23 protein-coding genes, 1 pseudogene and 1 other annotated feature are annotated in these 22,425 nt (G+C 35.4%); of the genes and pseudogenes, 18 read left to right on the top strand and 6 right to left on the bottom strand.

Going from position 1 to position 22,425, the window contains the following annotated elements:
* The first annotated feature begins 47 nt into the window (after positions 1-47).
* Positions 48-219, top strand: a binding site (T-box leader).
* A gap of 156 nt (positions 220-375) precedes the next feature.
* The 11 genes and pseudogenes from glyQ (at position 376) to LPC09_RS17615 (ending at position 12,439) form a co-directional block, all read left to right on the top strand.
* Complete coding sequence (gene glyQ, locus LPC09_RS17665) at positions 376-1,266, top strand: glycine--tRNA ligase subunit alpha (protein ID WP_098797486.1); 891 nt, start codon at positions 376-378, stop codon at positions 1,264-1,266.
* Positions 1,259-3,322, top strand: coding sequence for a glycine--tRNA ligase subunit beta (glyS, locus tag LPC09_RS17660; RefSeq protein WP_098797485.1), 2,064 nt, complete (start codon positions 1,259-1,261; stop codon positions 3,320-3,322). Before glyQ ends, glyS begins: the two co-directional genes overlap by 8 nt.
* A gap of 324 nt (positions 3,323-3,646) precedes the next feature.
* Positions 3,647-4,276, top strand: a complete 630-nt coding sequence (locus LPC09_RS17655; protein ID WP_098797484.1) for a transcriptional regulator CcpN — start codon at positions 3,647-3,649, stop codon at positions 4,274-4,276.
* A 33-nt stretch (positions 4,277-4,309) separates the two neighbouring features.
* Positions 4,310-5,122 (top strand): pyruvate, water dikinase regulatory protein, encoded by an 813-nt coding sequence (locus tag LPC09_RS17650; protein ID WP_098797483.1) that lies wholly within the window; start codon positions 4,310-4,312, stop codon positions 5,120-5,122.
* 403 nt (positions 5,123-5,525) lie between these two features.
* A pseudogene (locus LPC09_RS17645) lies at positions 5,526-5,925 on the top strand (YaiI/YqxD family protein).
* A 32-nt stretch (positions 5,926-5,957) separates the two neighbouring features.
* Complete coding sequence (gene dnaG, locus LPC09_RS17640; RefSeq protein ID WP_098797482.1) at positions 5,958-7,784, top strand: DNA primase; 1,827 nt, start codon at positions 5,958-5,960, stop codon at positions 7,782-7,784.
* Positions 7,785-7,907: 123 nt separating this feature from the next.
* Positions 7,908-9,020 (top strand): RNA polymerase sigma factor RpoD, encoded by a 1,113-nt coding sequence (rpoD, locus tag LPC09_RS17635; RefSeq protein ID WP_098797481.1) that lies wholly within the window; start codon positions 7,908-7,910, stop codon positions 9,018-9,020.
* Between the two features lie 121 nt (positions 9,021-9,141).
* Positions 9,142-9,678 (top strand): hypothetical protein, encoded by a 537-nt coding sequence (locus tag LPC09_RS17630; RefSeq protein ID WP_098797480.1) that lies wholly within the window; start codon positions 9,142-9,144, stop codon positions 9,676-9,678.
* 440 nt (positions 9,679-10,118) lie between these two features.
* Positions 10,119-10,481: a cytochrome c550 gene (gene cccA, locus LPC09_RS17625; RefSeq protein WP_098797479.1), complete on the top strand. Its 363-nt coding sequence runs from the start codon at positions 10,119-10,121 to the stop codon at positions 10,479-10,481.
* A 123-nt stretch (positions 10,482-10,604) separates the two neighbouring features.
* Positions 10,605-11,321, top strand: coding sequence for a tRNA (adenine(22)-N(1))-methyltransferase (locus LPC09_RS17620; protein WP_098797478.1), 717 nt, complete (start codon positions 10,605-10,607; stop codon positions 11,319-11,321).
* Positions 11,318-12,439 (top strand): Nif3-like dinuclear metal center hexameric protein, encoded by a 1,122-nt coding sequence (locus LPC09_RS17615; protein ID WP_098797477.1) that lies wholly within the window; start codon positions 11,318-11,320, stop codon positions 12,437-12,439. The genes LPC09_RS17620 and LPC09_RS17615 overlap by 4 nt, the downstream gene beginning before the upstream one ends.
* A gap of 47 nt (positions 12,440-12,486) precedes the next feature.
* Here the strand turns inward: LPC09_RS17615 and LPC09_RS17610 are convergent, their stop codons facing one another.
* On the bottom strand, positions 12,487-13,434 hold the full coding sequence (locus LPC09_RS17610; RefSeq protein WP_098797476.1) for a 4-hydroxy-3-methylbut-2-enyl diphosphate reductase: 948 nt from the start codon (positions 13,432-13,434) through the stop codon (positions 12,487-12,489).
* A 153-nt stretch (positions 13,435-13,587) separates the two neighbouring features.
* Positions 13,588-14,238: a YqfQ family protein gene (locus tag LPC09_RS17605; RefSeq protein ID WP_231307903.1), complete on the bottom strand. Its 651-nt coding sequence runs from the start codon at positions 14,236-14,238 to the stop codon at positions 13,588-13,590.
* A 199-nt stretch (positions 14,239-14,437) separates the two neighbouring features.
* On the opposite strand from LPC09_RS17605, the gene LPC09_RS17600 reads away from it, so the two are divergent.
* A complete protein-coding gene (locus tag LPC09_RS17600) occupies positions 14,438-15,754 on the top strand; it encodes a DEAD/DEAH box helicase (protein WP_098797474.1) in 1,317 nt (438 codons plus the stop codon).
* A gap of 13 nt (positions 15,755-15,767) precedes the next feature.
* Entirely contained in the window at positions 15,768-16,661 is an 894-nt protein-coding gene (locus LPC09_RS17595; RefSeq protein WP_098797473.1) for a deoxyribonuclease IV, read from the top strand.
* Positions 16,662-16,783: 122 nt separating this feature from the next.
* Here LPC09_RS17595 and LPC09_RS17590 read toward each other — a convergent pair whose 3' ends face one another.
* Positions 16,784-17,038, bottom strand: coding sequence for a DUF2624 domain-containing protein (locus LPC09_RS17590; protein ID WP_098797472.1), 255 nt, complete (start codon positions 17,036-17,038; stop codon positions 16,784-16,786).
* Between the two features lie 183 nt (positions 17,039-17,221).
* Here LPC09_RS17590 and LPC09_RS17585 point away from each other — a divergent pair, with 183 nt between their 5' ends.
* The 3 genes from LPC09_RS17585 to LPC09_RS17575 are packed head-to-tail and all read left to right on the top strand — an operon-like array spanning position 17,222 to position 19,248.
* Positions 17,222-17,983 (top strand): metal ABC transporter ATP-binding protein, encoded by a 762-nt coding sequence (locus LPC09_RS17585; RefSeq protein WP_098797471.1) that lies wholly within the window; start codon positions 17,222-17,224, stop codon positions 17,981-17,983.
* A 15-nt stretch (positions 17,984-17,998) separates the two neighbouring features.
* On the top strand, positions 17,999-18,844 hold the full coding sequence (locus LPC09_RS17580) for a metal ABC transporter permease (protein WP_098797470.1): 846 nt from the start codon (positions 17,999-18,001) through the stop codon (positions 18,842-18,844).
* Positions 18,841-19,248: a zinc uptake transcriptional repressor Zur gene (locus LPC09_RS17575; protein WP_098797469.1), complete on the top strand. Its 408-nt coding sequence runs from the start codon at positions 18,841-18,843 to the stop codon at positions 19,246-19,248. Before LPC09_RS17580 ends, LPC09_RS17575 begins: the two co-directional genes overlap by 4 nt.
* Before the next feature lie 33 nt (positions 19,249-19,281).
* Here LPC09_RS17575 and LPC09_RS17570 read toward each other — a convergent pair whose 3' ends face one another.
* Entirely contained in the window at positions 19,282-19,857 is a 576-nt protein-coding gene (locus tag LPC09_RS17570) for a hypothetical protein (RefSeq protein ID WP_231307902.1), read from the bottom strand.
* Positions 19,858-19,996: 139 nt separating this feature from the next.
* Here LPC09_RS17570 and LPC09_RS17565 point away from each other — a divergent pair, with 139 nt between their 5' ends.
* Positions 19,997-20,383, top strand: coding sequence for a DUF4190 domain-containing protein (locus LPC09_RS17565; RefSeq protein WP_098797468.1), 387 nt, complete (start codon positions 19,997-19,999; stop codon positions 20,381-20,383).
* A gap of 81 nt (positions 20,384-20,464) precedes the next feature.
* Positions 20,465-20,659, top strand: a complete 195-nt coding sequence (locus LPC09_RS17560; RefSeq protein ID WP_098797467.1) for a hypothetical protein — start codon at positions 20,465-20,467, stop codon at positions 20,657-20,659.
* Between the two features lie 40 nt (positions 20,660-20,699).
* Here the strand turns inward: LPC09_RS17560 and ispG are convergent, their stop codons facing one another.
* Together ispG and LPC09_RS17550 are read right to left on the bottom strand one after the other, a co-directional pair.
* Entirely contained in the window at positions 20,700-21,797 is a 1,098-nt protein-coding gene (gene ispG, locus LPC09_RS17555; RefSeq protein WP_176551092.1) for a flavodoxin-dependent (E)-4-hydroxy-3-methylbut-2-enyl-diphosphate synthase, read from the bottom strand.
* A gap of 152 nt (positions 21,798-21,949) precedes the next feature.
* Entirely contained in the window at positions 21,950-22,282 is a 333-nt protein-coding gene (locus tag LPC09_RS17550; protein WP_231307901.1) for a LysM peptidoglycan-binding domain-containing protein, read from the bottom strand.
* Positions 22,283-22,425: the final 143 nt, after the last annotated feature.

Here is a 22,425-nt window from a genome sequence, read left to right as displayed (position 1 = left end):
GTTGACATTAGAACAATTTTCAATTAAGATGCAAATATAATTTAACAATTGTTGCGTTGAAGGAAAGAAGTAATTACGAAACCTCAATGATAGCGACCTTAGGATGGTGAAAGCTAAGGATTGATCCGTAATGAAAGGCATTCTGGAGCATACTAATTTAAAGTGGCTTATACATATAAGCAATTAGGGTGGAACCGCGGGCTAGCTCCCGTCCCTATGTCATTAGTTTGACATAGGGACGGGAGCTTTTTTAATTTTAAAGAGTGTTACCAAAACTGGTGTACTTCTAGTATTTAATAGAAACATCACATAAGCCAGGCCGTTTAACCCTAGAGCAAAAACTTGTTTTTTAAAAAATAATGGAGGTTTATGAAGATGAATATTCAAAATATGATTCTAACATTGCAAAAGCATTGGTCTGATCAAGGCTGTGTGCTTATGCAAGCATATGATACTGAGAAAGGTGCAGGTACTATGAGTCCTTATACGTTCTTAAGAAGTATTGGACCAGAGCCATGGAAGGTGGCTTATGTTGAACCATCTAGAAGACCCGCTGATGGACGTTATGGGGAAAACCCTAACAGACTTTATCAACACCATCAATTTCAAGTGATAATGAAGCCTTCACCAGACAATATTCAAGAGCTTTACCTTGATTCGTTACGTGCATTAGGAATTAATCCATTAGAGCATGATATTCGCTTTGTTGAGGATAACTGGGAAAACCCTTCACTTGGATGTGCTGGTTTAGGTTGGGAAGTATGGTTAGATGGAATGGAAATCACTCAATTTACTTATTTCCAGCAAGTTGGCGGGTTAGAATGTAAGCCAGTTTCAGCTGAAATTACGTATGGTATTGAAAGGCTGGCATCTTATATTCAAGATAAAGAAAATGTATTTGACTTAGAGTGGACGGATGGATACACAGTGCGCGATATCTTTTTAATGCCTGAGTATGAGCATTCAAAATATACCTTTGAAACATCTGATACGGATATGCTTTTTCATCTGTTCTCTACCTATGAAAAAGAAGCGATGAGACAGATGGATGAGGGTCTTGTCCATCCTGCATATGATTATGTTTTAAAATGCTCTCATACATTTAATCTTTTAGATGCAAAAGGAGCGATCTCTGTTACTGAGCGAACAGGCTATATCGGCCGTGTAAGAAACTTAGCTAGAAAAGTCGCAAAAACATTTTATGAAGAACGCGAAAAATTAGGCTTCCCTATGTTACAACAGGAAGGAGGAGTAAATCATGAGTAAGAAAGATTTATTATTAGAGATTGGTTTAGAAGAAGTGCCTGCACATTATGTGACAGATGCAATGAATCAATTTGCAGACAAATTAACAAAATGGCTTGATGAAAAACAATTATCACATGGCGAAGTGAGAACGTATTCCACTCCCCGTCGTATAGCTGTATTAATAAAAGATGTGCTAGAAAAACAGCCAGATATTGAAGAAGAAGCAAAAGGACCTGCTAAAAAGATTGCTCTTGATGAGAATGGCAACTGGTCAAAAGCTGCAATAGGCTTTACAAAAGGACAAGGTGCTTCTATTGAGGATATCTACTTTAAGGAAATTAATGGCGTTGAATATGTTCACGTTCAAAAATTTACAAAAGGAATAGAAGCAAAAACATTATTAACAGAGGCTAAACAATTAATAACGGGATTAACATTCCCAAAAAACATGCGTTGGGGAAGCCAGGAATTACGATATATCCGACCAATTAAATGGCTTGTAGCCTTATTTGGACAAGAAGTGATTCCTTTTGAAATTACTGGGGTAAAAACAGATTCATATACATATGGTCATCGTTTTCTAGGAGAGAAAGTTGAAATTGCGATGCCTTCATTGTATGAAACAGTATTACTAGAACAATTCGTCATTGCAAATCCTGTAAAAAGAAAAGAAGCAATAAGTCAGCAGCTATCAGATCTCGAACAAGAACATAACTGGGTCATCCCGGTTGATGAGGACCTGTTAGAGGAAGTAAACAATCTTGTTGAATACCCAACCGCTTTGTTTGGTAAGTTTGAACAAGAATATTTATCGTTACCAGATGAAGTGTTGGTTACAACGATGAAGGAGCATCAGCGTTATTTCCCGGTAAGAAGCAAAGCCGGAGAATTACAGCCTTATTTTATTACGGTAAGAAACGGTGATCAAAACCATCTTGAAAATGTTGCAAGAGGTAATGAAAAAGTGTTACGTGCGCGCCTTTCTGATGCAAATTTCTTCTATAAAGAAGATCAGAAACTCAATATTGGGGATGCCGTAAAAAAACTTGATAAAATTGTTTTCCATGAGGAGTTAGGAACTTTAGGAGAAAAGGTGAAACGAATTGTAAGCCTTTCTGGCAAATTAGCAGACCTACTTCAAGTACCTTCAAATGAAAAGCAAGACGTGGAAAGAGCTGCGTCTATTTGTAAGTTTGACTTGGTTACACATATGGTATATGAGTTCCCTGAGCTTCAAGGGAAAATTGGTGAAAAGTATGCGAGACTAAGCGGTGAAACGGAAGAAGTATCTAGAGCTATTAACGAACACTATATGCCGAGGCACGCTGAGGATGCAGCACCTGCTTCAAATGTTGGGGCAATTGTTGCATTAGCAGACAAATTAGACACAATTGTTGGATTTTTCTCCATTGGCAAAATCCCAACCGGGTCACAGGACCCGTATGCTTTAAGAAGGCAGGCAAGCGGAATTATTCAAATTCTTTTATCGAAGCAATGGACAATTGCTTTGCCGGAGTTATTTGAGCTAGCACTATCTTTTTATGGTGATAAAGGTTCTACTGAAGCGAAAGAAGAATTACAATCATTCTTTAGACTAAGATTAAAATATCGTTTAGCTGAAGAAAACATTCGTTATGACTTAAACGATGCAGTTTTAGAATCATCTATACTTGAAGTAAATTCACTTGTTGCACGTGCTAAAGTTCTTCAAGAGGCTTCGGTTGAACCTGAATTTAAAGAAACTGTTGAAGCACTGGCTCGTGTGATGAATATTGCTAAAAAAGGGAATAACTTAGATATTAACGAAGAGTTATTTGAAAGTGAACATGAGAGATCACTTTATAAGGCATATCTTCAAGCGGTTGAACAGTTAAACAACTTTAAAACTGTAGAAAAGATCCGAGAAAATTATGGTATTTTAGCAGAATTGAAACCGGTAATTATTGATTATTTTGATCATACAATGGTAATGTCAGATGATGAAAATGTAAAGGCGAATCGTCTGGCTCAAATGGTCAAACTATCTCAATTAATAGAATCCTTTGCAAAAATGAATGTCATTTTAGTAAAGTAATGATCAAATATGAAGGGACTGACTTAACTTTGTCAGCCCTTTTTCTTTAGATACAAAGGTATTAAAGCGGAAACAATATCTTTTCATTATAGGTAGATAGTATATAATCGACATATGGATAAATCCATTTGAAGTTTTATTTGATTTTTTAATGTGTTATACACATGAGGTTTAATGTTATTATATTAATTAAGATCTCATATAGATTGTTCTTATTAAGAGGTTCTTTGAACCGCTGTATAAGGTTGATTTAGCGGAAATGAGCAACCTTGCAAAATGTTTGGAAAAGCCATAATGAAATAATACATATCTAATAGTAAGGCGGTGAGTCTTATAGAATTAAATAAAAGGCAAGAACAAATTGTTGAAATCGTTAAAGCTAATGGTCCAATTACAGGTGAACAAATTGCTGATCAATTGAACTTAACGAGAGCTACTCTTCGTCCGGATCTAGCTATTTTGACAATGGCTGGATATCTAGAGGCACGACCACGTGTAGGATATTATTTCACAGGTAAAACAAATACCCATTTGATTATGGAAGAGCTAAAGGGTCTTCAAGTTAAAGACTATCAGTCCATTCCAATTGTTGTAAATGTTAATGTTTCTGTTTATGATGCCATTTGTATGATGTTCCTAGAAGATGTTGGAACACTATTTGTAGTTGATGAACAATCGCACTTAATAGGAGTTCTTTCTCGAAAGGATTTACTTCGAACAAGCATTGGAAAGCAGGAACTTACGACGATCCCGGTAAACATTATCATGACACGAATGCCAAATATAACTGTTTGTAGGCCTGAAGATTATATTATAGACGTAGCTCAAGTTCTCATAGAAAAACAAATTGACGGTTTACCAGTTGTAAAAGATACAGAGCAAGGTCTTGAAGTTATTGGGAGAATTACGAAAACAAATATGACGAAAATACTTGTTAGCTTTCTTAATGAATAATATATAGCTAACTGTTGAAATGGGGAATAGAATATGAGTTATCAATTGATTTATGTAGTTTCGGACTCTGTAGGTGAAACTGCTGAACTAGTAGTTAAGGCAGCGGCAAGTCAATTTAATGGAGCATCAGCAAATACGAAAATCAAAAGAATTCCCTACGTTGAGGATAGAGGAACAATTATTGAGGTTCTTTCGTTGGCAAAGCAGGAAAAAGCTATTGTGTGCTTCACATTAGTTGTACCAGAATTAAGAGAATTTCTCATTGAAGAAGCAACAAGACAAGGTGTTGTTTATTATGACATCATTGGTCCCCTTATTGATAAGATGGAAACTTCTTATGGGATAACTGCAAAATATGAGCCAGGAAGAGTACGAAAGTTAGACGATGATTATTTTAAAAAGGTTGAAGCTATTGAATTTGCTGTTAAATACGATGATGGCCGTGACCCAAGAGGAATACTAAAGGCTGATATTGTTTTAATAGGTGTGTCAAGGACTTCTAAAACTCCACTTTCTCAGTATTTAGCTCATAAGCGGTTCAAAGTGGCAAATGTACCGATTGTTCCAGAAGTAGAGCCACCTGAAGAGCTTTATAAGGTCTCAGCACAAAAATGTATCGGATTGCGTATCATGCCGGAGAAATTAAACAATATCCGTAAAGAAAGGTTAAAATCATTAGGCTTAAATGATGAGGCCTTTTATGCAAATATCGATCGCATTAAAGAGGAATTGAATTATTTTGATAAAGTGGTAGACAAAATAGGCTGTAAGGTTGTGGATGTATCAAATAAGGCGGTTGAGGAAACAGCAAATATTATTGCTAACTTTATGAATAACCAAAATTAAAGATTAGGAAAGGGAATAAATTCCAAGGGGTGGCTGTAATAGTCATCCTTTTCCTTCGTGTTCTTGGTTTCATTTGTCAAATGGTGATATTTTACGATTGATTACGACAAAAAAACAATAGAAATTTATGAACCTTTGTATTATAATAAAAAATTGTGATAAAAAATACTTTTTTTAGGTTTAGAACTTGACATATGGGAATAAACTATTAATTGTAAACTGTCAAGATATTATATAAAAAAATTTTCGACAAAAGGAATTTTAGAAAGTTCTCTTGAATAGTAAACGATCAAAGGTGTGAAATAAGAAGGAATTTTCGGAGTGATGTAGAATAGAGAAATATGACGAAAAAAATAAAAAAAATTATGTAGATGCTGATGCATGTCCAGTTAAAGTGGAAATTATGGATCTTGCGGGAAAGTATAACATTCATGTCATATTTGTTGCTTCTTATAACCATACAACAGGTAATACTTATGGAATGGGTTTTTGTTGACACGGGTAAAGAAGAAGCTGATTTATACATAATAAACCACGTCAATAAAAACGACATTGTTATTTCGCAAGACATTGGGTTAGCGGGCTTATTAATAAGAAAAGATGTTATTTTTATTACCCCAAGGGGAAAACGATATACTGAAGCTAATATTGATACAGCTCTTCAATTTCGATATTTGTCTGCTGTGGAAAGAAAAAGTGGCAAATATACGAAAGGTCCAAAAAAGTTTACAGATGATGATACTTTAAATTTTATCACAAATTTAGAAAAAATTTTGTCGAAACATGCAGGAGAACTTGAATAAATATCGAATATCTGTAATACGGAGTTGTTAGCATGGGAAATCGAATTCCCGAGGAATTACTCGAAAAAATACAAAGAACTTCTGACATTGTTGATGTGATAAGTGAATATGTTCAATTGAAGAAACAAGGACGGAACTATTTTGGGTTATGTCCATTTCATGGTGAAAAGTCACCTTCGTTCTCTGTTTCAGCTGATAAGCAAATATTCCATTGCTTTGGATGTGGTGCTGGAGGTAATGTCTATTCTTTTCTTATGCAACATGAGGGATATACATTTATAGAAGCAGCACAGCATTTAGCAGACAAGGCTGGAATCGATTTGCCTTCCATTTCGCCAGTTGATCAAAATCAAGGGAAAGTTGCTTCGAAAAGTACAGACAAAATGGTCGAAGCACATGAGCTGTTAAAGAAATTTTACCACCATTTGTTAGTAAATACAAAGGAAGGTCAACCTGCTTTAGATTACTTACTGAACAGAGGATTTACAAAAGAAACAATCGATGCATTTGAAATTGGTTATTCTTTAGATTCTTGGGATTTTATATCAAAGTTCTTAGATAAAAGAGGGTTTGACCTATCATTAATGGAGGAAGCAGGGTTACTTGTTAAAAAAAACAACTCTGACAACGAATTCTTTGATCGTTTTAGGAATCGAATCATGTTCCCGATTATGGATCATCATGGTAATACAATTGCCTTTTCCGGAAGAGTGCTTGGTGACGAAAAACCAAAATACTTAAATAGCCCAGAGACGAAAATTTTTAATAAAAGCAAGCTGCTTTATAATTTTCACCGTGCAAGATTACATATTCGTAAAAATCAACAAGTTGTCCTATTTGAAGGATTTGCAGATGTTATTTCATCAACACGTGCTGGAGTACAACAGGCCATTGCAACGATGGGAACATCTCTAACAGAAGAACAGGCAAAAATCATACGAAGAAATGTGTCTGAAGTTATAATATGTTATGATTCTGATTCTGCTGGAATTGAGGCAACAATGAGAGCCTCTAAGATATTAAAGGCAGCAGGATGTAACATAAAAGTTGCGATGATTCCAGATGGTATGGACCCTGATGACTACATCAAAAAGTTCGGAGAAGAGAAGTTTAAACATGATGTAATAGGGGCAAGTGTACCGATTATGACGTTTAAGATGACTTATTATCGAAGAGGCAAAAATCTTCATAATGAGGGGGAAAGACTTCAGTATATAGATTCTGTTCTTTCCGAACTATCTAGAATAGAGAATGCTGTTGAAAAAGAAATTTACTTAAAACAATTATCCTCGGAATTTGATTTATCAATGGATGTATTGAAGGAGCAAACATTTCAAAAGGAAAAACAAATAAGTAAGCAGCAGCCTCTGCAGCAGCAAAACAAAATGTCTCAGCAGCAGCCCAAAAGAGTGCCTATTCAATCTAAACGGTTATTACCAGCATTTCATACGGCTGAAAGATTGTTGATAGCACATATGCTAAGAAGTAAAGATATTGCTGAAAAGGTACTAGATCGGCTTGGTCTTCAGTTTAATATTGAAGAACACAAGGCAATTGTTACTTATTTATATGGTTTTTATGAGGAAGGAAATGAAGAAAATGTAAGTTCTTTTCTTTCTAGATTACCAAATCCTGAATTACAACATACCGTATCCAACATTGCGATGATCACCTTAAACTCTGAAGTAAGTGAACAGGAGTTATCAGATTATATAAAACAGGTGTTGAATCATCAAAAAATGTTAATGATAAAAGAAAAAGAAGTTGAAAAAAATGAAGCTGAACGAAACAAGCAATTTACAGAAGCAGCTCAAATTGCAATGGAAATTATTCAATTAAAACAAGCTCTAAAATCATAATAAGTAAGCAATTGATGATGTGGTTCATTAAAGTCCAAATCATCTTAAATATAGGAATACTAACAAAAAAACAGTAATCCAAATGCTTTTCTTACGATGGTAAGTCTGGAAGGAGGGGATCCTATGGCTGATAAACAAACCCATGAAACAGAAGTAACCTTTGAACAGGTGAAAGATCAGTTAACTGAAATTGGGAAAAAACGTGGAGTTTTGACGTATGAAGAAATTGCAGAACGTATGTCTAACTTTGAAATCGAATCAGACCAAATGGATGAGTATTATGAGTTTCTTGGTGAACAAGGTGTTGAACTAATTGGTGAAGCAGGTGAAGATGCTGATCCAAATATTCAAGATCTTGCTAAGGAAGAAGAATTTGATTTAAATGACTTAAGTGTTCCACCTGGAGTTAAAATAAATGACCCTGTAAGAATGTATCTGAAAGAAATTGGCCGTGTTGATTTATTATCAGCTAATGAAGAAATTAATTTAGCTAAGCGTATTGAGGAAGGCGATGAAGAAGCAAAGCGTAGACTTGCTGAAGCTAACCTTCGTTTAGTAGTTAGTATTGCTAAGCGCTATGTTGGTCGTGGGATGTTATTCTTAGATTTAATTCAAGAAGGTAATATGGGGTTAATGAAGGCTGTCGAAAAATTCGACTATGAAAAAGGTTATAAATTTAGTACGTATGCTACTTGGTGGATTCGTCAAGCAATTACACGTGCAATTGCAGACCAAGCCCGAACAATCCGTATTCCGGTTCATATGGTTGAAACAATTAATAAATTAATTCGTGTTCAACGTCAATTATTACAGGATCTAGGTAGAGAACCAACTCCAGAAGAAATTGGAGAAGATATGGAACTAACTCCTGATAAGGTAAGAGAAATTCTGAAGATTGCTCAAGAGCCTGTGTCATTAGAAACTCCAATCGGTGAAGAAGATGATTCACATTTAGGAGATTTCATCGAGGATCAGGATGCTACCTCACCTTCTGAACATGCTGCTTATGAATTATTAAAAGAGCAACTTGAAGATGTGTTAGATACATTAACAGACCGTGAAGAAAACGTATTGCGCCTGCGCTTTGGTCTTGATGATGGAAGAACACGAACTCTTGAAGAGGTTGGAAAAGTATTTGGTGTAACACGCGAGCGTATTCGACAAATAGAAGCAAAAGCGCTTCGTAAGTTACGTCATCCTAGCCGCAGTAAACGTCTAAAGGATTTCTTAGAATAGGATAAGGGGCGGACACAATTGTCCGTCTTTTTTTCTTGTGCAAAAGGATCTTTAAATTTTTCATTTACAAGTCCAGTTTTCCTTTTTAAAATAAAGGAAACAACTTTTTAAGGATGACTACATGAATAGAGAAAAGAAAGACATTATTGTTAACGAGATTAAATATTGGAAAGAAAGTAAGTTGCTTCCTGACACTTACTGTAATTTTTTACTTGCCCTCTATACAGAAGGCTCCCATGATGAAAAGGGACAACCAGTAGAAAAAACAAAGAGACCTAATGTGGCGTTTATTGGAATTGGTATTCTTAGTTTTCTTCTTCTTTGTACTCTTCTTGTCACCTATTTTACTGAATTGTCTTTTGTTTTGCAAACAGTTACAGCAGGAATATTTGTTTTAGCTTCTGGACTTGTTACCGCTTACGTAATTAGAAAAAAAGCTGCATTTCAAATTCCGTTAGTAATCACACTTGTGCAACTATTAATTAGTTCCATAACAATTGTAGATTTTGCTGTGAAAGGGACTGAGCTTTGGGTTGTACTGACAGTTGTTTGTAATTGTATGCTCTGGGTTGTAATTGGGAAGTTATTTCGAATCTATTATCTGCTTGTAAGTGGTATTATAGCCCTCTTCATCGTTATGTTAAGTATTATATTTTGAAAGTATTTACTGGATATAATGTCAACAAAGAATTACGCTTACATATAACTATTGTCTGTTTTTTGTCTAAAGTGTGAAAAACATGGAGATGTTAAAAGATAGGTCTTTTCCTATTTCAAAAATTACAGTAAAATAGAGATTGTTTATAAAAATAGTACTTATGTTGATTATCAAGCAGTACCGGGCAGTAGAACCCTATGAAATGTAGCTATATTGTTCATTTTGACTATATGTTGATGATCGAAAGTATTCCAATGGGCAGCGACCACCCATGGAGAAGAAAATCATCCATCAAAATAACAAAGCTAAATGAAAGTAGATAAAAGAATTATCGGAGGGGACTGCTCGTAAGACAGACGATAATTCTACTCATCATTAGACGGCAATGATATGTTGCCACTGATGAAAAGGCTCACTATTTACATAAGGGAGGTTACATGATGAATCGCAATCCACTTATTCCATTTTTATTAATTGCTGTGCTAGGAATCGGCCTTATGTTCCTTTTATCTTTTAAAGGTATTGGCGATCATGAAGAACTAGCTAGTGGCGGAGAAGAAGAACCAAAAACCGAAGATGTTGCAAACGCTACACCGGAAGAAATTTACCAACAAAATTGTATTTCATGTCATGGACAAAACTATGAGGGTGGAGCTGGTCCTGCACTTGTAGGCGTTGGTGAGAAACTAAGTGTAGATGATATTAAAACAACACTTAAAGAAGGTAGAGGAATTATGCCTGCTGGTCTTGTTCCAGATGAAAAGCTGGACGAAATGGCTGAATGGGTATCTCAAATTAAATAACCTACAAATAAAGAAGTCCTTTGCATCTGTGAAGGACTTTTTTTATACTTTTAATTAGGAGCTTTTGGACAAGCTAATGATGTCCAAGAAAATGTAGAATAACGAATTGTGGTGACTAACTTTATGAATGAATTAAAGCTTTCAAAAAGACTTGAAACAGTTGCATCTTATGTTCCAAAAGATGCGATCTTTGCTGATATAGGCTCGGATCATGCTTATTTACCTTGTTACTCTATCTTACAAGGAAAGGCTAAGGCTGCGATTGCCGGGGAAATTACAGATGGTCCTTTTTTATCTGCTAAAAATCAGGTAATGAAATGTAATCTTTCTAATGTAATATCTGTAAGACAAGGTGATGGACTTTCAGTAATAGAGGACGGTGAGCCTGTTGACTGTATTACCATTGCAGGAATGGGTGGTGCTCTAATTAAAAAGATATTAGAGGAAGGAAAATCAAAATTAACAGATGTTACCCGTTTAATCCTTCAGCCTAACATTCATGCCATTTATATACGTGAGTGGTTAGTAGAAAACGGATGGGAGCTTATTGAAGAAGAAATTTTAGAGGAAGATGAAAAGCTTTACGAAGTACTAATAGCGGAGAAAGGTGAAGCAAAGCGTCCATATAATCATTATTCTTATGAAGCAGGACTGCTATTAGGACCAATTTTAGCTAAGGAGAAATCAGAAACGTTTCAAAAAAAATGGTCTGGGGAATATCAACATTGGAAATCCATCATTGCGAAACTTGAAGAAGCTGGACATACATATGAAAATAATGAGAAATATCAAGAAATAATAAAGCAAATGAAGCTGGTGGAGGAGGTTCTTACCATATGACTAAAATACCAAATGGTTATGAAGTCATTCAATTATTTGAGGCATTCTCTCCAAAAGCATATGCTGTTGAAGGAGATAAAATTGGGCTTCAAATTGGTAGTTTAAACAAAAAAGTCAAAAATGTAATGATCACATTAGATGTAGTTGAATCTGTCATTGATGAAGCGATCGATCAAAATGTTGATTTAATAATTGCTCATCATCCTCCGATTTTTAGACCAATTAAAACCCTATCAACTGAAACCACTTATGGAAGAATGCTTGAAAAGTGTATCAAACACAACATTGCGTTGTATGCTGCACATACTAATTTGGATGTAGCAGTTGGCGGGGTTAATGATTTATTAGCAGAAGCATTGCAATTAACCAATTTAGAAGTGCTTGTTCCTACGTATGAGGATCAATTAAAGAAGCTGGTGGTGTTTGTACCTGGTACCCATGAAAAAGTAGTGAGAGATGCGTTAGGAAGTGCAGGAGCTGGTCATATCGGTGCCTATAGTCACTGTTCTTTTTCAGCTAAAGGAGAGGGAAGCTTTTTGCCTCTAGATCAGGCAAATCCATTCATAGGCGAAAAGGGCAAACTTGAGTATGTAGACGAACACAGAATTGAAACCATTTTCCCTCTGTCAATACAAAAAAAGGTCATTCAAGCTATGTTGAAATCACATCCTTATGAGGAAGTAGCTTATGATATTTATCCTGTAGAACAAAAGGGAGAAATTCTGGGCCTAGGGCGAATTGGGAAATTAAATAAGGAACTAACCCTTCAAGAGTTTGCTGAACTTGTTAAAAGCTCTTTGCATGTTGAACGAGTAAGAATGGTAGGGAAACCAGATGCGAAAATAAAAAAAGTTGCCGTTTTGGGTGGAGATGGTAATAAATATATCCAACAGGCAAAATTTAAAGGTGCAGATGTTTATGTTACGGGAGATCTTTACTTCCATGTTGCCCATGATGCTATGATGATGGATTTAAATGTTATAGATCCAGGTCATCATGTGGAAAAAGTGATGATTGATGGAGTTTCTAAAAAATTAGGAGAATTATGCTTGAACGAAAAGTTTGATGTGAAGGTCTTTGGATCTCAGGTTGATACAAATCCATTTAAATTTGTATAGAATAAGAAAAAACCCATTCATTTCTGAATGGGTTTTTGTTTCTTATATTAAGAATTTTTCACCTTTACTTTTGGGAGGATCTTAGATAATGGAACTTTATGATCCAAACTCCATGTTGATTCGTCCTCCGGATTATATTGCTCTAAGAACTGAATAACCTTCTTTGTAATAGGCGTTGGAGTGGATGCTCCTGCAGTTACTGCAACAGTTTTCACATCTTTTAACCACTCGAGTTTAAGTTCACTTATATCTGAGATTCGATATGCTCTTGTACCGGCAATTTGCTCAGATACTTGTGCTAATCGATTTGAATTATTACTTTTCGGGTCACCTACAACAATTGTTAAATCTGCTTCTGTTGCTTGTTCAGCAACAGCTTCTTGACGGACCTGAGTAGCTAAGCAAATTTCACGATGAATTTCAACATGCGGAAATTTTTCTTTTACTTTTTCCATAATGTCGGCAACATCCCATTGGCTCATTGTTGTTTGATTCGTAACGACCAGTTTTTCATTTTCAAGAGAGAGCTGTTCCACATCTTCAACCGATTCGACAAGATGCACAATTTCTGGTGCCACCCCGACAGCACCTTCTGGCTCAGGGTGTCCTTTTTTGCCGATATAAATCACGTTGTACCCTTCAGCTTTTTTTTCACGAATAAGGTCATGTGTTCTAGAAACATCTGGACATGTGGCATCAATAGTAACAAGTCCTTTTTCCTTAGCAAGCTTTCTTACTTCAGGTGAAACTCCATGGGCAGTAAATACAACCGTTCCTTTATCAACCTTTTCTAAGATTTCTAAGCGGTTTTCCCCATCTAAAGTAATAATGCCATCCTCTTCAAAGGCATCTGTTACATGTTTATTATGAACAATCATTCCTAAAATGTAGATAGGTCTAGGTAAAGATTTATCTAATGCTGCATTTTTTGCAATAACCATTGCATCGACAACACCATAACAATAACCGCGTGGAGCGATTTTAATTATATCCATTATATTGCCTCCTTAAGAGATCAAATAGAGAGCTGACAAATGATTGACCCTTTGTCCCCTGCTTCTACTGAAAAAAAAGCCGCTAAACGGCTCTTATGTCTCACAATCTCTTAATATTATAACGAAATTCAGGAAAGAATACAAAGAGGAATATTAGATATACATTTTTGGCTGAGAGCTTCTTGGCATTGGTTTACGCTTTTTGGTTTCAGTTGATTGCATAACTTCTTCAGATATACTTGGAGACTCTTTTTTAGATGTTTTTTTACTAACGTTTGGATTTGTTGGCTGATTCGACTGTTCTGTAACAGTAGCTGCTTGTGCTGTTTCATTTGTGGATTCATTTGACTCATTATCATTACTGCTGTTTAGCTCACGATAAATCTTTACCATAGCCGGAAGATTCTTTACTAATGGACCGTATTTTTGGACCATTGGTGTTACCTGCTGTGCCATTCCTAATACACGTTGCACATTACCAAGCATTCCTGAAATGTTTGAAGGATTCATCAGCCCTTGTAGAGATCCGGTGGCTCTAGTTGCATTTGAAGCAGCATTTGCACCACCAATAAAGCTTTGGGGGTTTATCCCTCCTCCAGCTGCACCTTGTGAGCCCGGCAGTATTTTTGAAAGAATACCTTTTAATCCACCGCCACCACCTGCACCTCTAGCAGCCATTTGCGACCCTAATTGTCCTCTGCCCATGAATGAGCCTGGATTTACTTGTCGTCCCATCGGAAATTGCCCTTGTTGTGGGAAGTAACCTCTGGAATTCATAGGAGGCATCGGTCTTTGCTGAAACATTAAAATTCCTCCTTTCAAAGTTCATTACCCTGTTTTAGACTATGCATTTAAACGTCAATTGGTTTCTGTTATATAAAAAAATGAAAAAATGTTTTACATAATTTGAGTTTTTTATTCAATAAGGTATAATCTAATGATGGACTGATAAAGTGTCGATTTATGTATAAAATAAGAACTTTATCAAAAAGGAGAGATACGGATGGAACAAACAAAATTTGAGCGTTTTTCATTAAAGCCTTTTATTATAGAAGCGATCACAAAAGAATTAAAATTCTTTGAGCCAACTGAGATACAGGAGCGATTAATTCCCTCTATTTTAAGAGGTGAAAGTGCGATTGGGCAATCTCAAACTGGTACAGGAAAAACACATGCTTACTTACTACCATTAATTAATCAAGTTGATACTGATCGACAAGAAGTACAAGTCGTTATAACGGCTCCGACAAGAGAATTAGCATCACAAATTTACAATGAGGTTGGAAAACTAATTTCTTTTTCACCGGATAATATATCTGCAAAGCTTTTTATAGGTGGTACAGACAAACAAAGAACAATAGAAAAATTAAAAACCCAACCACAAATCGTTGTAGGTACACCGGGGCGAATAAATGACCTCGTAAAAGAAAACGCACTAGTTATCAATCGGGTTCGTTCATTTGTGGTTGACGAAGCAGATATGATCTTAGATATGGGATTTATAAAAGATGTGGATATGGTTGCAGGGCAAATGCCTGAACAATTACAAATTTTAGTTTTTTCTGCGACTATTCCAGAAAAGCTAAAACCATTTTTGAAAAAATACTTGGCAAATCCAAAATTTACACATGTAGCTCCTAAACAAGCGACTGCAGCAAAGATTGAACATATTCTTGTTCCAGTTAGACATCGCGATAAGAAACAACTTGTTCATGATATGCTTAAGGATTTTAATCCTTTTTTAGCCATTGTTTTTACAAACACAAAAAAGAATGCGGATGAATTAGCAGATGCACTCATTGAAAAAGGTTTAAAGGTCGGAAGAATACATGGTGATTTATCCCCGCGTGATCGGAAAAAAATGATGAAGCAGATTAATGAGCTAGAATTCCAATATGTTGTTGCAACAGACTTAGCCGCACGTGGAATTGACATTAAAGGAATAAGTCATGTTTTAAACTATGAAATTCCTACTAATGATTTAGAATTCTATATTCATCGTGTTGGAAGAACAGCTCGTGCAGGTAGTTCAGGTATTGCTGTGACATTATATGAGACTTCTGATGAAGATGCGTTAAACAAGCTTGAAAAGCAAGGTATTGAATTTATTAATAAAGATTTTGTTGGTGGAGAATGGCGTGACATTGATGATAGAAAACGTCGTCAAAATCGAAAAAGAGTAACAGACGAGGTAGATGCTTTAGCGAAAAGTATTGTTCAAAAACCTAAAAAGGTAAAACCAGGCTATAAAAAGAAGATGGGCCGAGAAATGGAACAAATTAAAAAGAGAAAAAGAAGGTTAGACAAAAAACAAAAATAGGGAGAGAGAGTAAATGTTGAAAATTGGTTCACATGTGTCAATGAGCGGGAAAAAGATGCTTCTTACATCTAGTGAAGAAGCTGTATCATACGGTGCCAATACATTTATGGTATACACTGGTGCCCCTCAGAATACAAGACGTAAAAAAATAGAAGATTTGAATATAGAAGCGGGTAAAGAACATATGAAGGAGCATGGAATCAATGAAATTATTGTACATGCCCCTTATATTATTAATATTGGTAACACAACAAATCCCGCAACCTTTCAATTAGGTGTTGATTTCTTACGCTCTGAGATTGAAAGAACTCATGCAATTGGTGCAAAGCAAATTGTTCTTCACCCTGGTGCACATGTAGGTGCTGGAGCAGATGAAGGAATCAGAAAAATTATTGAGGGCTTAAATGAAGTTCTTGAAAATAACCAAGAAGTTCAAATTGCACTTGAAACAATGGCTGGTAAAGGTTCAGAATGTGGAAGTTCATTTGATGAGTTAGCGAAAATTATTGATGGTGTAACACATAATCAACATTTATCTGTTTGCTTTGACACTTGTCATACTCATGACGCTGGTTACGATATTGTAAATGATTTTGATGGTGTGTTAAAAGAGTTTGACTCCATAATTGGAATCGACCGGATAAAAGTTCTTCATATTAATGATAGTAAAAATCCAATGGGAGCAAGAAAGGACCGTCATGAAAACATTGGTTTTGGACATATTGGCTTTGGAGCACTTAGTCATATTGTTCATCATCCTTCTTTAATGGATGTTCCAAAAATATTAGAAACACCTTTTGTCGGGGAAGATAAGAAGTACAAGAAGCCTCCTTATCAATTTGAAATCAATATGTTAAAAGAAAAAACATTTGATGAGGGATTACTAGATAAAATAGCAAATCAGTAACAATTAGGGAGGGAGCTGCAATCAGTGCTGCTCTCTTTTTTATGGCAAATAAAAAGGAACAGTAACAAATATGTACTGTTCCTTGATAAAATTTGATTGCTTTTATGTTTCTAAGTATATGGTCAATTAGTAAATTTCTGAAATAATTGATTAACCTGCTGTGCCGTTTGTGGAGAGGTAATGGATGCAATTTGCGATAACAGCTTTTTTCTTTCATTCACATTAAAGATATTGATATTTTTTCCATTCATTGCTTTCACTACTTCGGCTGCTTGGGCTCGACCTATTGAAATATTAAATTGTTTGGCATATTGCATAAGTTCCTCAACAGAAATGTTGTTTAACTTTTGATTAATAATTTTTTGAAATAAGATCATTTTCAAACCTCCTCTGAAACAATGTATGGAGATTTGATCTAAAATGTGCTGTTTTTTTACAAGTAATTATCCTTTACTTTTAAGTAAGATTCCTGTACAATTTTCATGTTATAAATAAGAATACCTTTTAAACGTATTTTTATTAAATCGGAACGATTCTTAAATCGTAAAGGATGAAGAAAGATGAATCAACCTATAGTAGAAATAAAACATGTAGATTATACGTATGAACGACAAAAAGTTCTTGAAAATATAAATTTAACGATTGAACAAGGAAGCTTTCTTGGTCTTGTTGGTCCAAATGGATCTGGAAAAACAACATTATTAAAATGTTTATTGGGTCTTTTGAAACCCCAACAAGGTGAGATTAAACTCTTTGGTCAATCTATCCAAAAGTTCAAAAACTGGCATGAAATTGGATTTGTTTCGCAAAAAGCAAATAGCTTTAACACAGGATTCCCTGCTTCGGTTTTTGAAGTCGTTTCCAGTGGATTAACATCAAGACTCGGATTGTTTAAATTTATGAATCAACAAGATCGGAAGCGAGTGTATGAAGCGATTGATGCTGTTGGATTGAGTGAATTTACAAAAAGGAACATAGGAGAGCTGTCTGGTGGACAACAACAAAGAGCTTTTATTGCAAGGGCAATTGTTAGTGATCCAAAATTATTAATTTTAGATGAGCCAACTGTAGGCGTTGATGCGAAGACAGTTCAAAATTTTTATGATATGCTTCTTAACTTAAATAAGGAATTAGGTATCACCCTTATACTAGTTACCCATGATATTGGAACAATATCAGATAAAGTTTCCCATGTTGCATGTATTAATAAGCACCTGCACTTCCATGGAAACTCAAAGGAATTTGAATTATTAAAGGACGATGAGATGTCTGACTTTTATGGGCACTCTCTACATGTGTTGTCACATGATCACTCCCATTAATGGAGGATATACAAGATGTTAAGTAGTCTTTTTGAATATGAATTTTTACAAAATGCATTTATATCAGGTATGCTCATAGGCTTAATTGCGCCTTTATTAGGTGTTTTTGTAGTTGTCAGAAGAATGTCACTTATTGCTGATGCACTAAGTCATGTTACTTTGGCAGGAATTGCTGCGAGTTTATTGCTTGAAAAGAAAATTTCAACTTTTGCTGGTCTTAATCCTATTTATCTTGGGATGAGTTTCTCTGTTATAGGCTCACTTTTTATTGAGAAGCTAAGAACAGTCTATAAACATTATCAAGAGTTAGCCATTCCAATTATATTATCAGCAGGTGTTGGAATCAGTGTTATCTTTATTTCTTTAGCAGATGGCTTTAATACCGATTTATTTAGTTATTTATTTGGAAGTATAAGTGCTGTTAGTAGAACAGATATGCTTGTTATTCTAGGAATTACTATTTTGGTCATTAGTATCGTTTTTATTCTTTATAAAGAGCTTTTTTTACTATCGTTTGACGAGGAGCATGCAAATGCATCTGGTATTCAAGCGAAATCCATTCATTTTATTTTTATATTCATGCTTGCCCTTGTAATCGGTGGGTCTATGAGGATTGTAGGGATCTTATTAGTATCTTCACTTATGACCCTTCCGGTTGCAGCGAGCATTCGAATTGCAAAAGGATTTAAGCAAACAATCTTCTTTTCTGTACTATTTGGCGAATTATCTGTTATTATTGGATTATTCCTAGCCTATTATTTAGACTTAGCACCAGGTGGGACTATTGTTATTTTGTCAGTGCTTATTTTAATATTGACAATTTTATGGACTAAATTGACAAAGGGGAAAGTAGTTTCATGAACGTTCAAGAAGCTCTCGACTTATTGAAAGACAAAGGATACAAATATACAAGTAAGCGTGAGGAAATGCTTCAACTTTTTGCAGATTATGATAAGTATTTAACGGCAAAAGATGTTTTGGAATCTTTGAAAGACAATTATCCTGGATTAAGCTTCGATACAATCTATAGAAATTTATCTTTATTTGCTGAACTTGGAATTTTTGAAATGACTGAATTGTCTGGGGAAAAACATTTCCGTTTTACATGTGATAGTAAACATCATCACCATCATTTTATTTGCTTGAAGTGTGGAAAAACGAAGGAATTACCAGGTTGTCCAATGGGTAATTTGGAGAATTTAAATGATTATGAGATAAGTGGACATAAATTTGAAGTATATGGTAAATGTCCGCAATGTCATTAAAAAAGCTCTGACGATGTGTCAGAGCTTTTGGCTTTATAAAACTTTCACATTATACCATTGATTTACCCAATTCTTTGCTTCAAGCCAGTCATTTACCCGAATGACTCCTTTGGGAATCGGATCTTGATTGTAAGGTGTATTAAACAAAATAACGGGAATTTGATGTTCTTCACTTATCATACAGGCATTATCATGCTTGTCCTCAAAAAAGATGGAGATCTTATTATTCTTTACGGCTTCAAGCTTATCATGACTTCCTACCAGTTCAATATGGTGGTAAGAAATGTCCTGATCATTAAACCAGTTGTGCGTGATATCCAACAAATGTTTTCTCCTTGCACTGATAAATAATAATTCGTGCTGATGCTTCCATTCATTTAAGACGTTTTTGGCATGAAGGGCAAGCGGAGCTTCTTTGTAAATGATGGGTTCAAATTTATCCATCCAAACCCAAAATTCTTCTTCCGTAATATTGAGGACTTTTGTTAAGTCATATTGATTTAAATCTTCGTACGTTAAAGAATTATTAAATGATTTATTTAAATACGGGACAAATGTTCTTGGATCTGTAACGGTTCCATCAATGTCAATTCCTAGTCGTAACATCATGTTCTCTCCTTCGTTGATTCCTACTACATAAGTGTAACATAATGAATTTTTAAGCGAACAGAAAAGTTTTACAGTTATAGTTTTTCTCTCTTTGCTCATAATATTAATGCTCCTTTAATTCAGAAAGGATGGGATCTAAATGGCAGACGAAAATAAGTTCAATGAACGAGATCGTTTTGACAATCCTGATTATAAGGGGATTACGCCGCTAGATCGAGAACTTGAGAATTATGAAACAGAATCAGCTGCTGAGATCGCAGCCCCAATTAATATGGGTCGTACAAACGCTACTGTTAACACAGAAGCAGACCGAGGGGAAGCTGTTGGAGAAGGAAGAGGAATGGGCTTTCTTGCCCTTGCCCTATCCATCATCTCATTGTTCATTTTACCTGTCATATTAGGAGCAGCAGGTATTATTGTCGGCTTTATTGCACGTAGACGCGGTGCTACTGGAACAGGTGCATGGGCCATTGGAATCGGCGCCTTATCGATTATTTTAGGCATCTTTATTATGCCGTTCTTCTAGGAAAAGAAAACGAACTGAAAGAGGGATTGGCCAAAAGGTCAATCCCTCGTTATGTAAATTGTATTAGGAGGGGGATTCCATTTGAGAGAGAAGCAAACGATTAAAGCATCTGTTCATAATGGAGTAAAATCAACTGACTTAGAAAGTGATGCGTATAATGCCAATATGGCTATTCAAGATCGATTTTATGGTGATAAGCCGCTTGAAGACGATATCGATACTTCTCTATCAAATAATGCGAATATAGGAGCGGTTATTCTTCCTAAGGATGATTAATAAAAAAAGGAATCGGTGGGTCACCGATTCCTTTCAAATGTTATGCTTTTGCTTTCTCAGCCTCTTGTTTTGCATAGTGCTCTTCAGCAATTTTATCAATTTCCTTTTTTAATTCCTCTACCATAGTTTCTTCAGGTACTTTGCGCACAATTTTTCCTTTACGGAAGAGTAGACCTTCACCACGAGCTCCAGCAATCCCAATATCCGCTTCACGAGCTTCTCCAGGTCCGTTAACGGCACATCCTAATACAGCAACTTTGATTGGAGCCTTAATTTTTGCGATATATTCTTCAACTTCATTTGCAATACTAATGAGGTCAATTTCGATACGACCGCATGTTGGGCAAGAAATTAAAGTAGCGGCATTCGCTGCTAATCCAAAGGATTTTAACAACTCTCGAGCAACTTTTACTTCTTCTACAGGATCAGCGCTTAGCGATACACGTACTGTGTTCCCAATTCCTTTACTTAAGATGGCACCTAAGCCAGCAGCACTTTTTACCGTCCCAGCAAACAATGTTCCTGATTCCGTAATTCCTAAGTGCAATGGATAATCGAATGCTCTTGCAGCTTTATCATAAGCCTCAATAGCAAGATTTACATCAGAAGCTTTCATCGATACAATGATGTCATGAAAATCTAAATCCTCTAAAATTTTAATATGGTGAAGAGCGCTTTCTACCATACCATCTGCAGTAGGGTATCCATATTTCTCTAAGATTCGTTTTTCTAGAGAACCAGCATTTACACCAATTCGTATTGGTATGTTACGTTCTTTTGCGGCTTTTACTACAGCTTCAACTTTTTCTTTTCTACCGATATTTCCTGGGTTAATTCTTATTTTATCCGCTCCGCCTTCAATAGCTTTTAGAGCAAGTTTATAATCAAAATGAATATCAACTACAAGTGGTATATTAATTCTCTTTTTTATTTCAGCAATTGCATTTGCTGCACGTTCATCTGGACATGCAACACGTACAACTTGGCAACCAGCTTCCTCTAGGCGGTTAATCTCAGCGACAGTTGCTTCGACATCATGTGTTTTCGTTGTTGTCATACTTTGAATAACAACCTCATTATTTCCACCGATTGTTAAATTACCAACTTTAACGGGTCTGGTTTTCGTACGATGTATGATTTCACTCACGTGTAAATCGCTCCTTAACAATAAGTTTAAACCTTCGACAATCTTATCCAATATTTATATTACTTGACTACATTTTATTTTACTAGTAATTATACTTACCAACCCTCATTTTACAGTGATGGGGTGGAAATGACAAGAATGATCTATTGATTATAATTTGGAAAAGTATATTTTTTCCCGATCATAATTTCTTCTGCATCCATTTTAGGATTTAAGGTTTCGAAATCTTTGATTACTTGTTCAATTGATACAGGGAGGGTTCCATGATGCTTTTCAATAATGGATAATACGGTGTCTCCCTGTTTTACTGTCATTTCAAAGGTTTGGATTTTCGATTGCTGTTTATCTATACTCGCAGAGGCTACTACTTGTACTGTAGATGTTTTATTTGTAACTGGAAGTGTTCCAATTTGGAAGTCGTAATAGATAATGTACAAAAGAAATACTCCGATTAGAATAGTTGAGAATCGCTTCATCATTGCCTCCCAGGGTTTTTTAAATATTCTATAATACACTCTATGTTTTGAACCTAAATATTATGTTAAAAATAATAGAGTTAATAGAATAGACCTGATAACAGGAATGAAGGAATGAAGACATAAAAAAAACGCGGGATAAT

This window comes from Metabacillus sp. B2-18, assembly GCF_021117275.1.
GTDB lineage: Bacteria > Bacillota > Bacilli > Bacillales > Bacillaceae > Metabacillus.
Note: the sequence above shows the minus strand (reverse complement) of the source record. Positions and strands in the feature narration are given on the sequence as shown.

Excerpts from the sequence above, each read along its gene's own strand:
- LPC09_RS17570 (WP_231307902.1), bottom strand. The coding sequence starts at position 19,857 with ATGATGTTACGACTAGGAATTGACATTGATGGAACCGTTACAGATCCA.
- LPC09_RS17590 (WP_098797472.1), bottom strand. The coding sequence starts at position 17,038 with ATGATCTTATTTCAAAAAATTATTAATCAAAAGTTAAACAACATTTCT.
- cccA (WP_098797479.1), top strand. The coding sequence starts at position 10,119 with ATGAATCGCAATCCACTTATTCCATTTTTATTAATTGCTGTGCTAGGA.
- LPC09_RS17630 (WP_098797480.1), top strand. The coding sequence starts at position 9,142 with ATGAATAGAGAAAAGAAAGACATTATTGTTAACGAGATTAAATATTGG.
- LPC09_RS17575 (WP_098797469.1), top strand. The coding sequence starts at position 18,841 with ATGAACGTTCAAGAAGCTCTCGACTTATTGAAAGACAAAGGATACAAA.
- LPC09_RS17600 (WP_098797474.1), top strand. The coding sequence starts at position 14,438 with ATGGAACAAACAAAATTTGAGCGTTTTTCATTAAAGCCTTTTATTATA.
- LPC09_RS17610 (WP_098797476.1), bottom strand. The coding sequence starts at position 13,434 with ATGGATATAATTAAAATCGCTCCACGCGGTTATTGTTATGGTGTTGTC.
- rpoD (WP_098797481.1), top strand. The coding sequence starts at position 7,908 with ATGGCTGATAAACAAACCCATGAAACAGAAGTAACCTTTGAACAGGTG.
- LPC09_RS17620 (WP_098797478.1), top strand. The coding sequence starts at position 10,605 with ATGAATGAATTAAAGCTTTCAAAAAGACTTGAAACAGTTGCATCTTAT.
- glyS (WP_098797485.1), top strand. The coding sequence starts at position 1,259 with ATGAGTAAGAAAGATTTATTATTAGAGATTGGTTTAGAAGAAGTGCCT.
- LPC09_RS17550 (WP_231307901.1), bottom strand. The coding sequence starts at position 22,282 with ATGAAGCGATTCTCAACTATTCTAATCGGAGTATTTCTTTTGTACATT.
- LPC09_RS17615 (WP_098797477.1), top strand. The coding sequence starts at position 11,318 with ATGACTAAAATACCAAATGGTTATGAAGTCATTCAATTATTTGAGGCA.
- LPC09_RS17605 (WP_231307903.1), bottom strand. The coding sequence starts at position 14,238 with ATGTTTCAGCAAAGACCGATGCCTCCTATGAATTCCAGAGGTTACTTC.
- LPC09_RS17580 (WP_098797470.1), top strand. The coding sequence starts at position 17,999 with ATGTTAAGTAGTCTTTTTGAATATGAATTTTTACAAAATGCATTTATA.
- LPC09_RS17650 (WP_098797483.1), top strand. The coding sequence starts at position 4,310 with ATGAGTTATCAATTGATTTATGTAGTTTCGGACTCTGTAGGTGAAACT.
- LPC09_RS17565 (WP_098797468.1), top strand. The coding sequence starts at position 19,997 with ATGGCAGACGAAAATAAGTTCAATGAACGAGATCGTTTTGACAATCCT.
- LPC09_RS17585 (WP_098797471.1), top strand. The coding sequence starts at position 17,222 with ATGAATCAACCTATAGTAGAAATAAAACATGTAGATTATACGTATGAA.
- LPC09_RS17595 (WP_098797473.1), top strand. The coding sequence starts at position 15,768 with ATGTTGAAAATTGGTTCACATGTGTCAATGAGCGGGAAAAAGATGCTT.
- glyQ (WP_098797486.1), top strand. The coding sequence starts at position 376 with ATGAATATTCAAAATATGATTCTAACATTGCAAAAGCATTGGTCTGAT.
- dnaG (WP_098797482.1), top strand. The coding sequence starts at position 5,958 with ATGGGAAATCGAATTCCCGAGGAATTACTCGAAAAAATACAAAGAACT.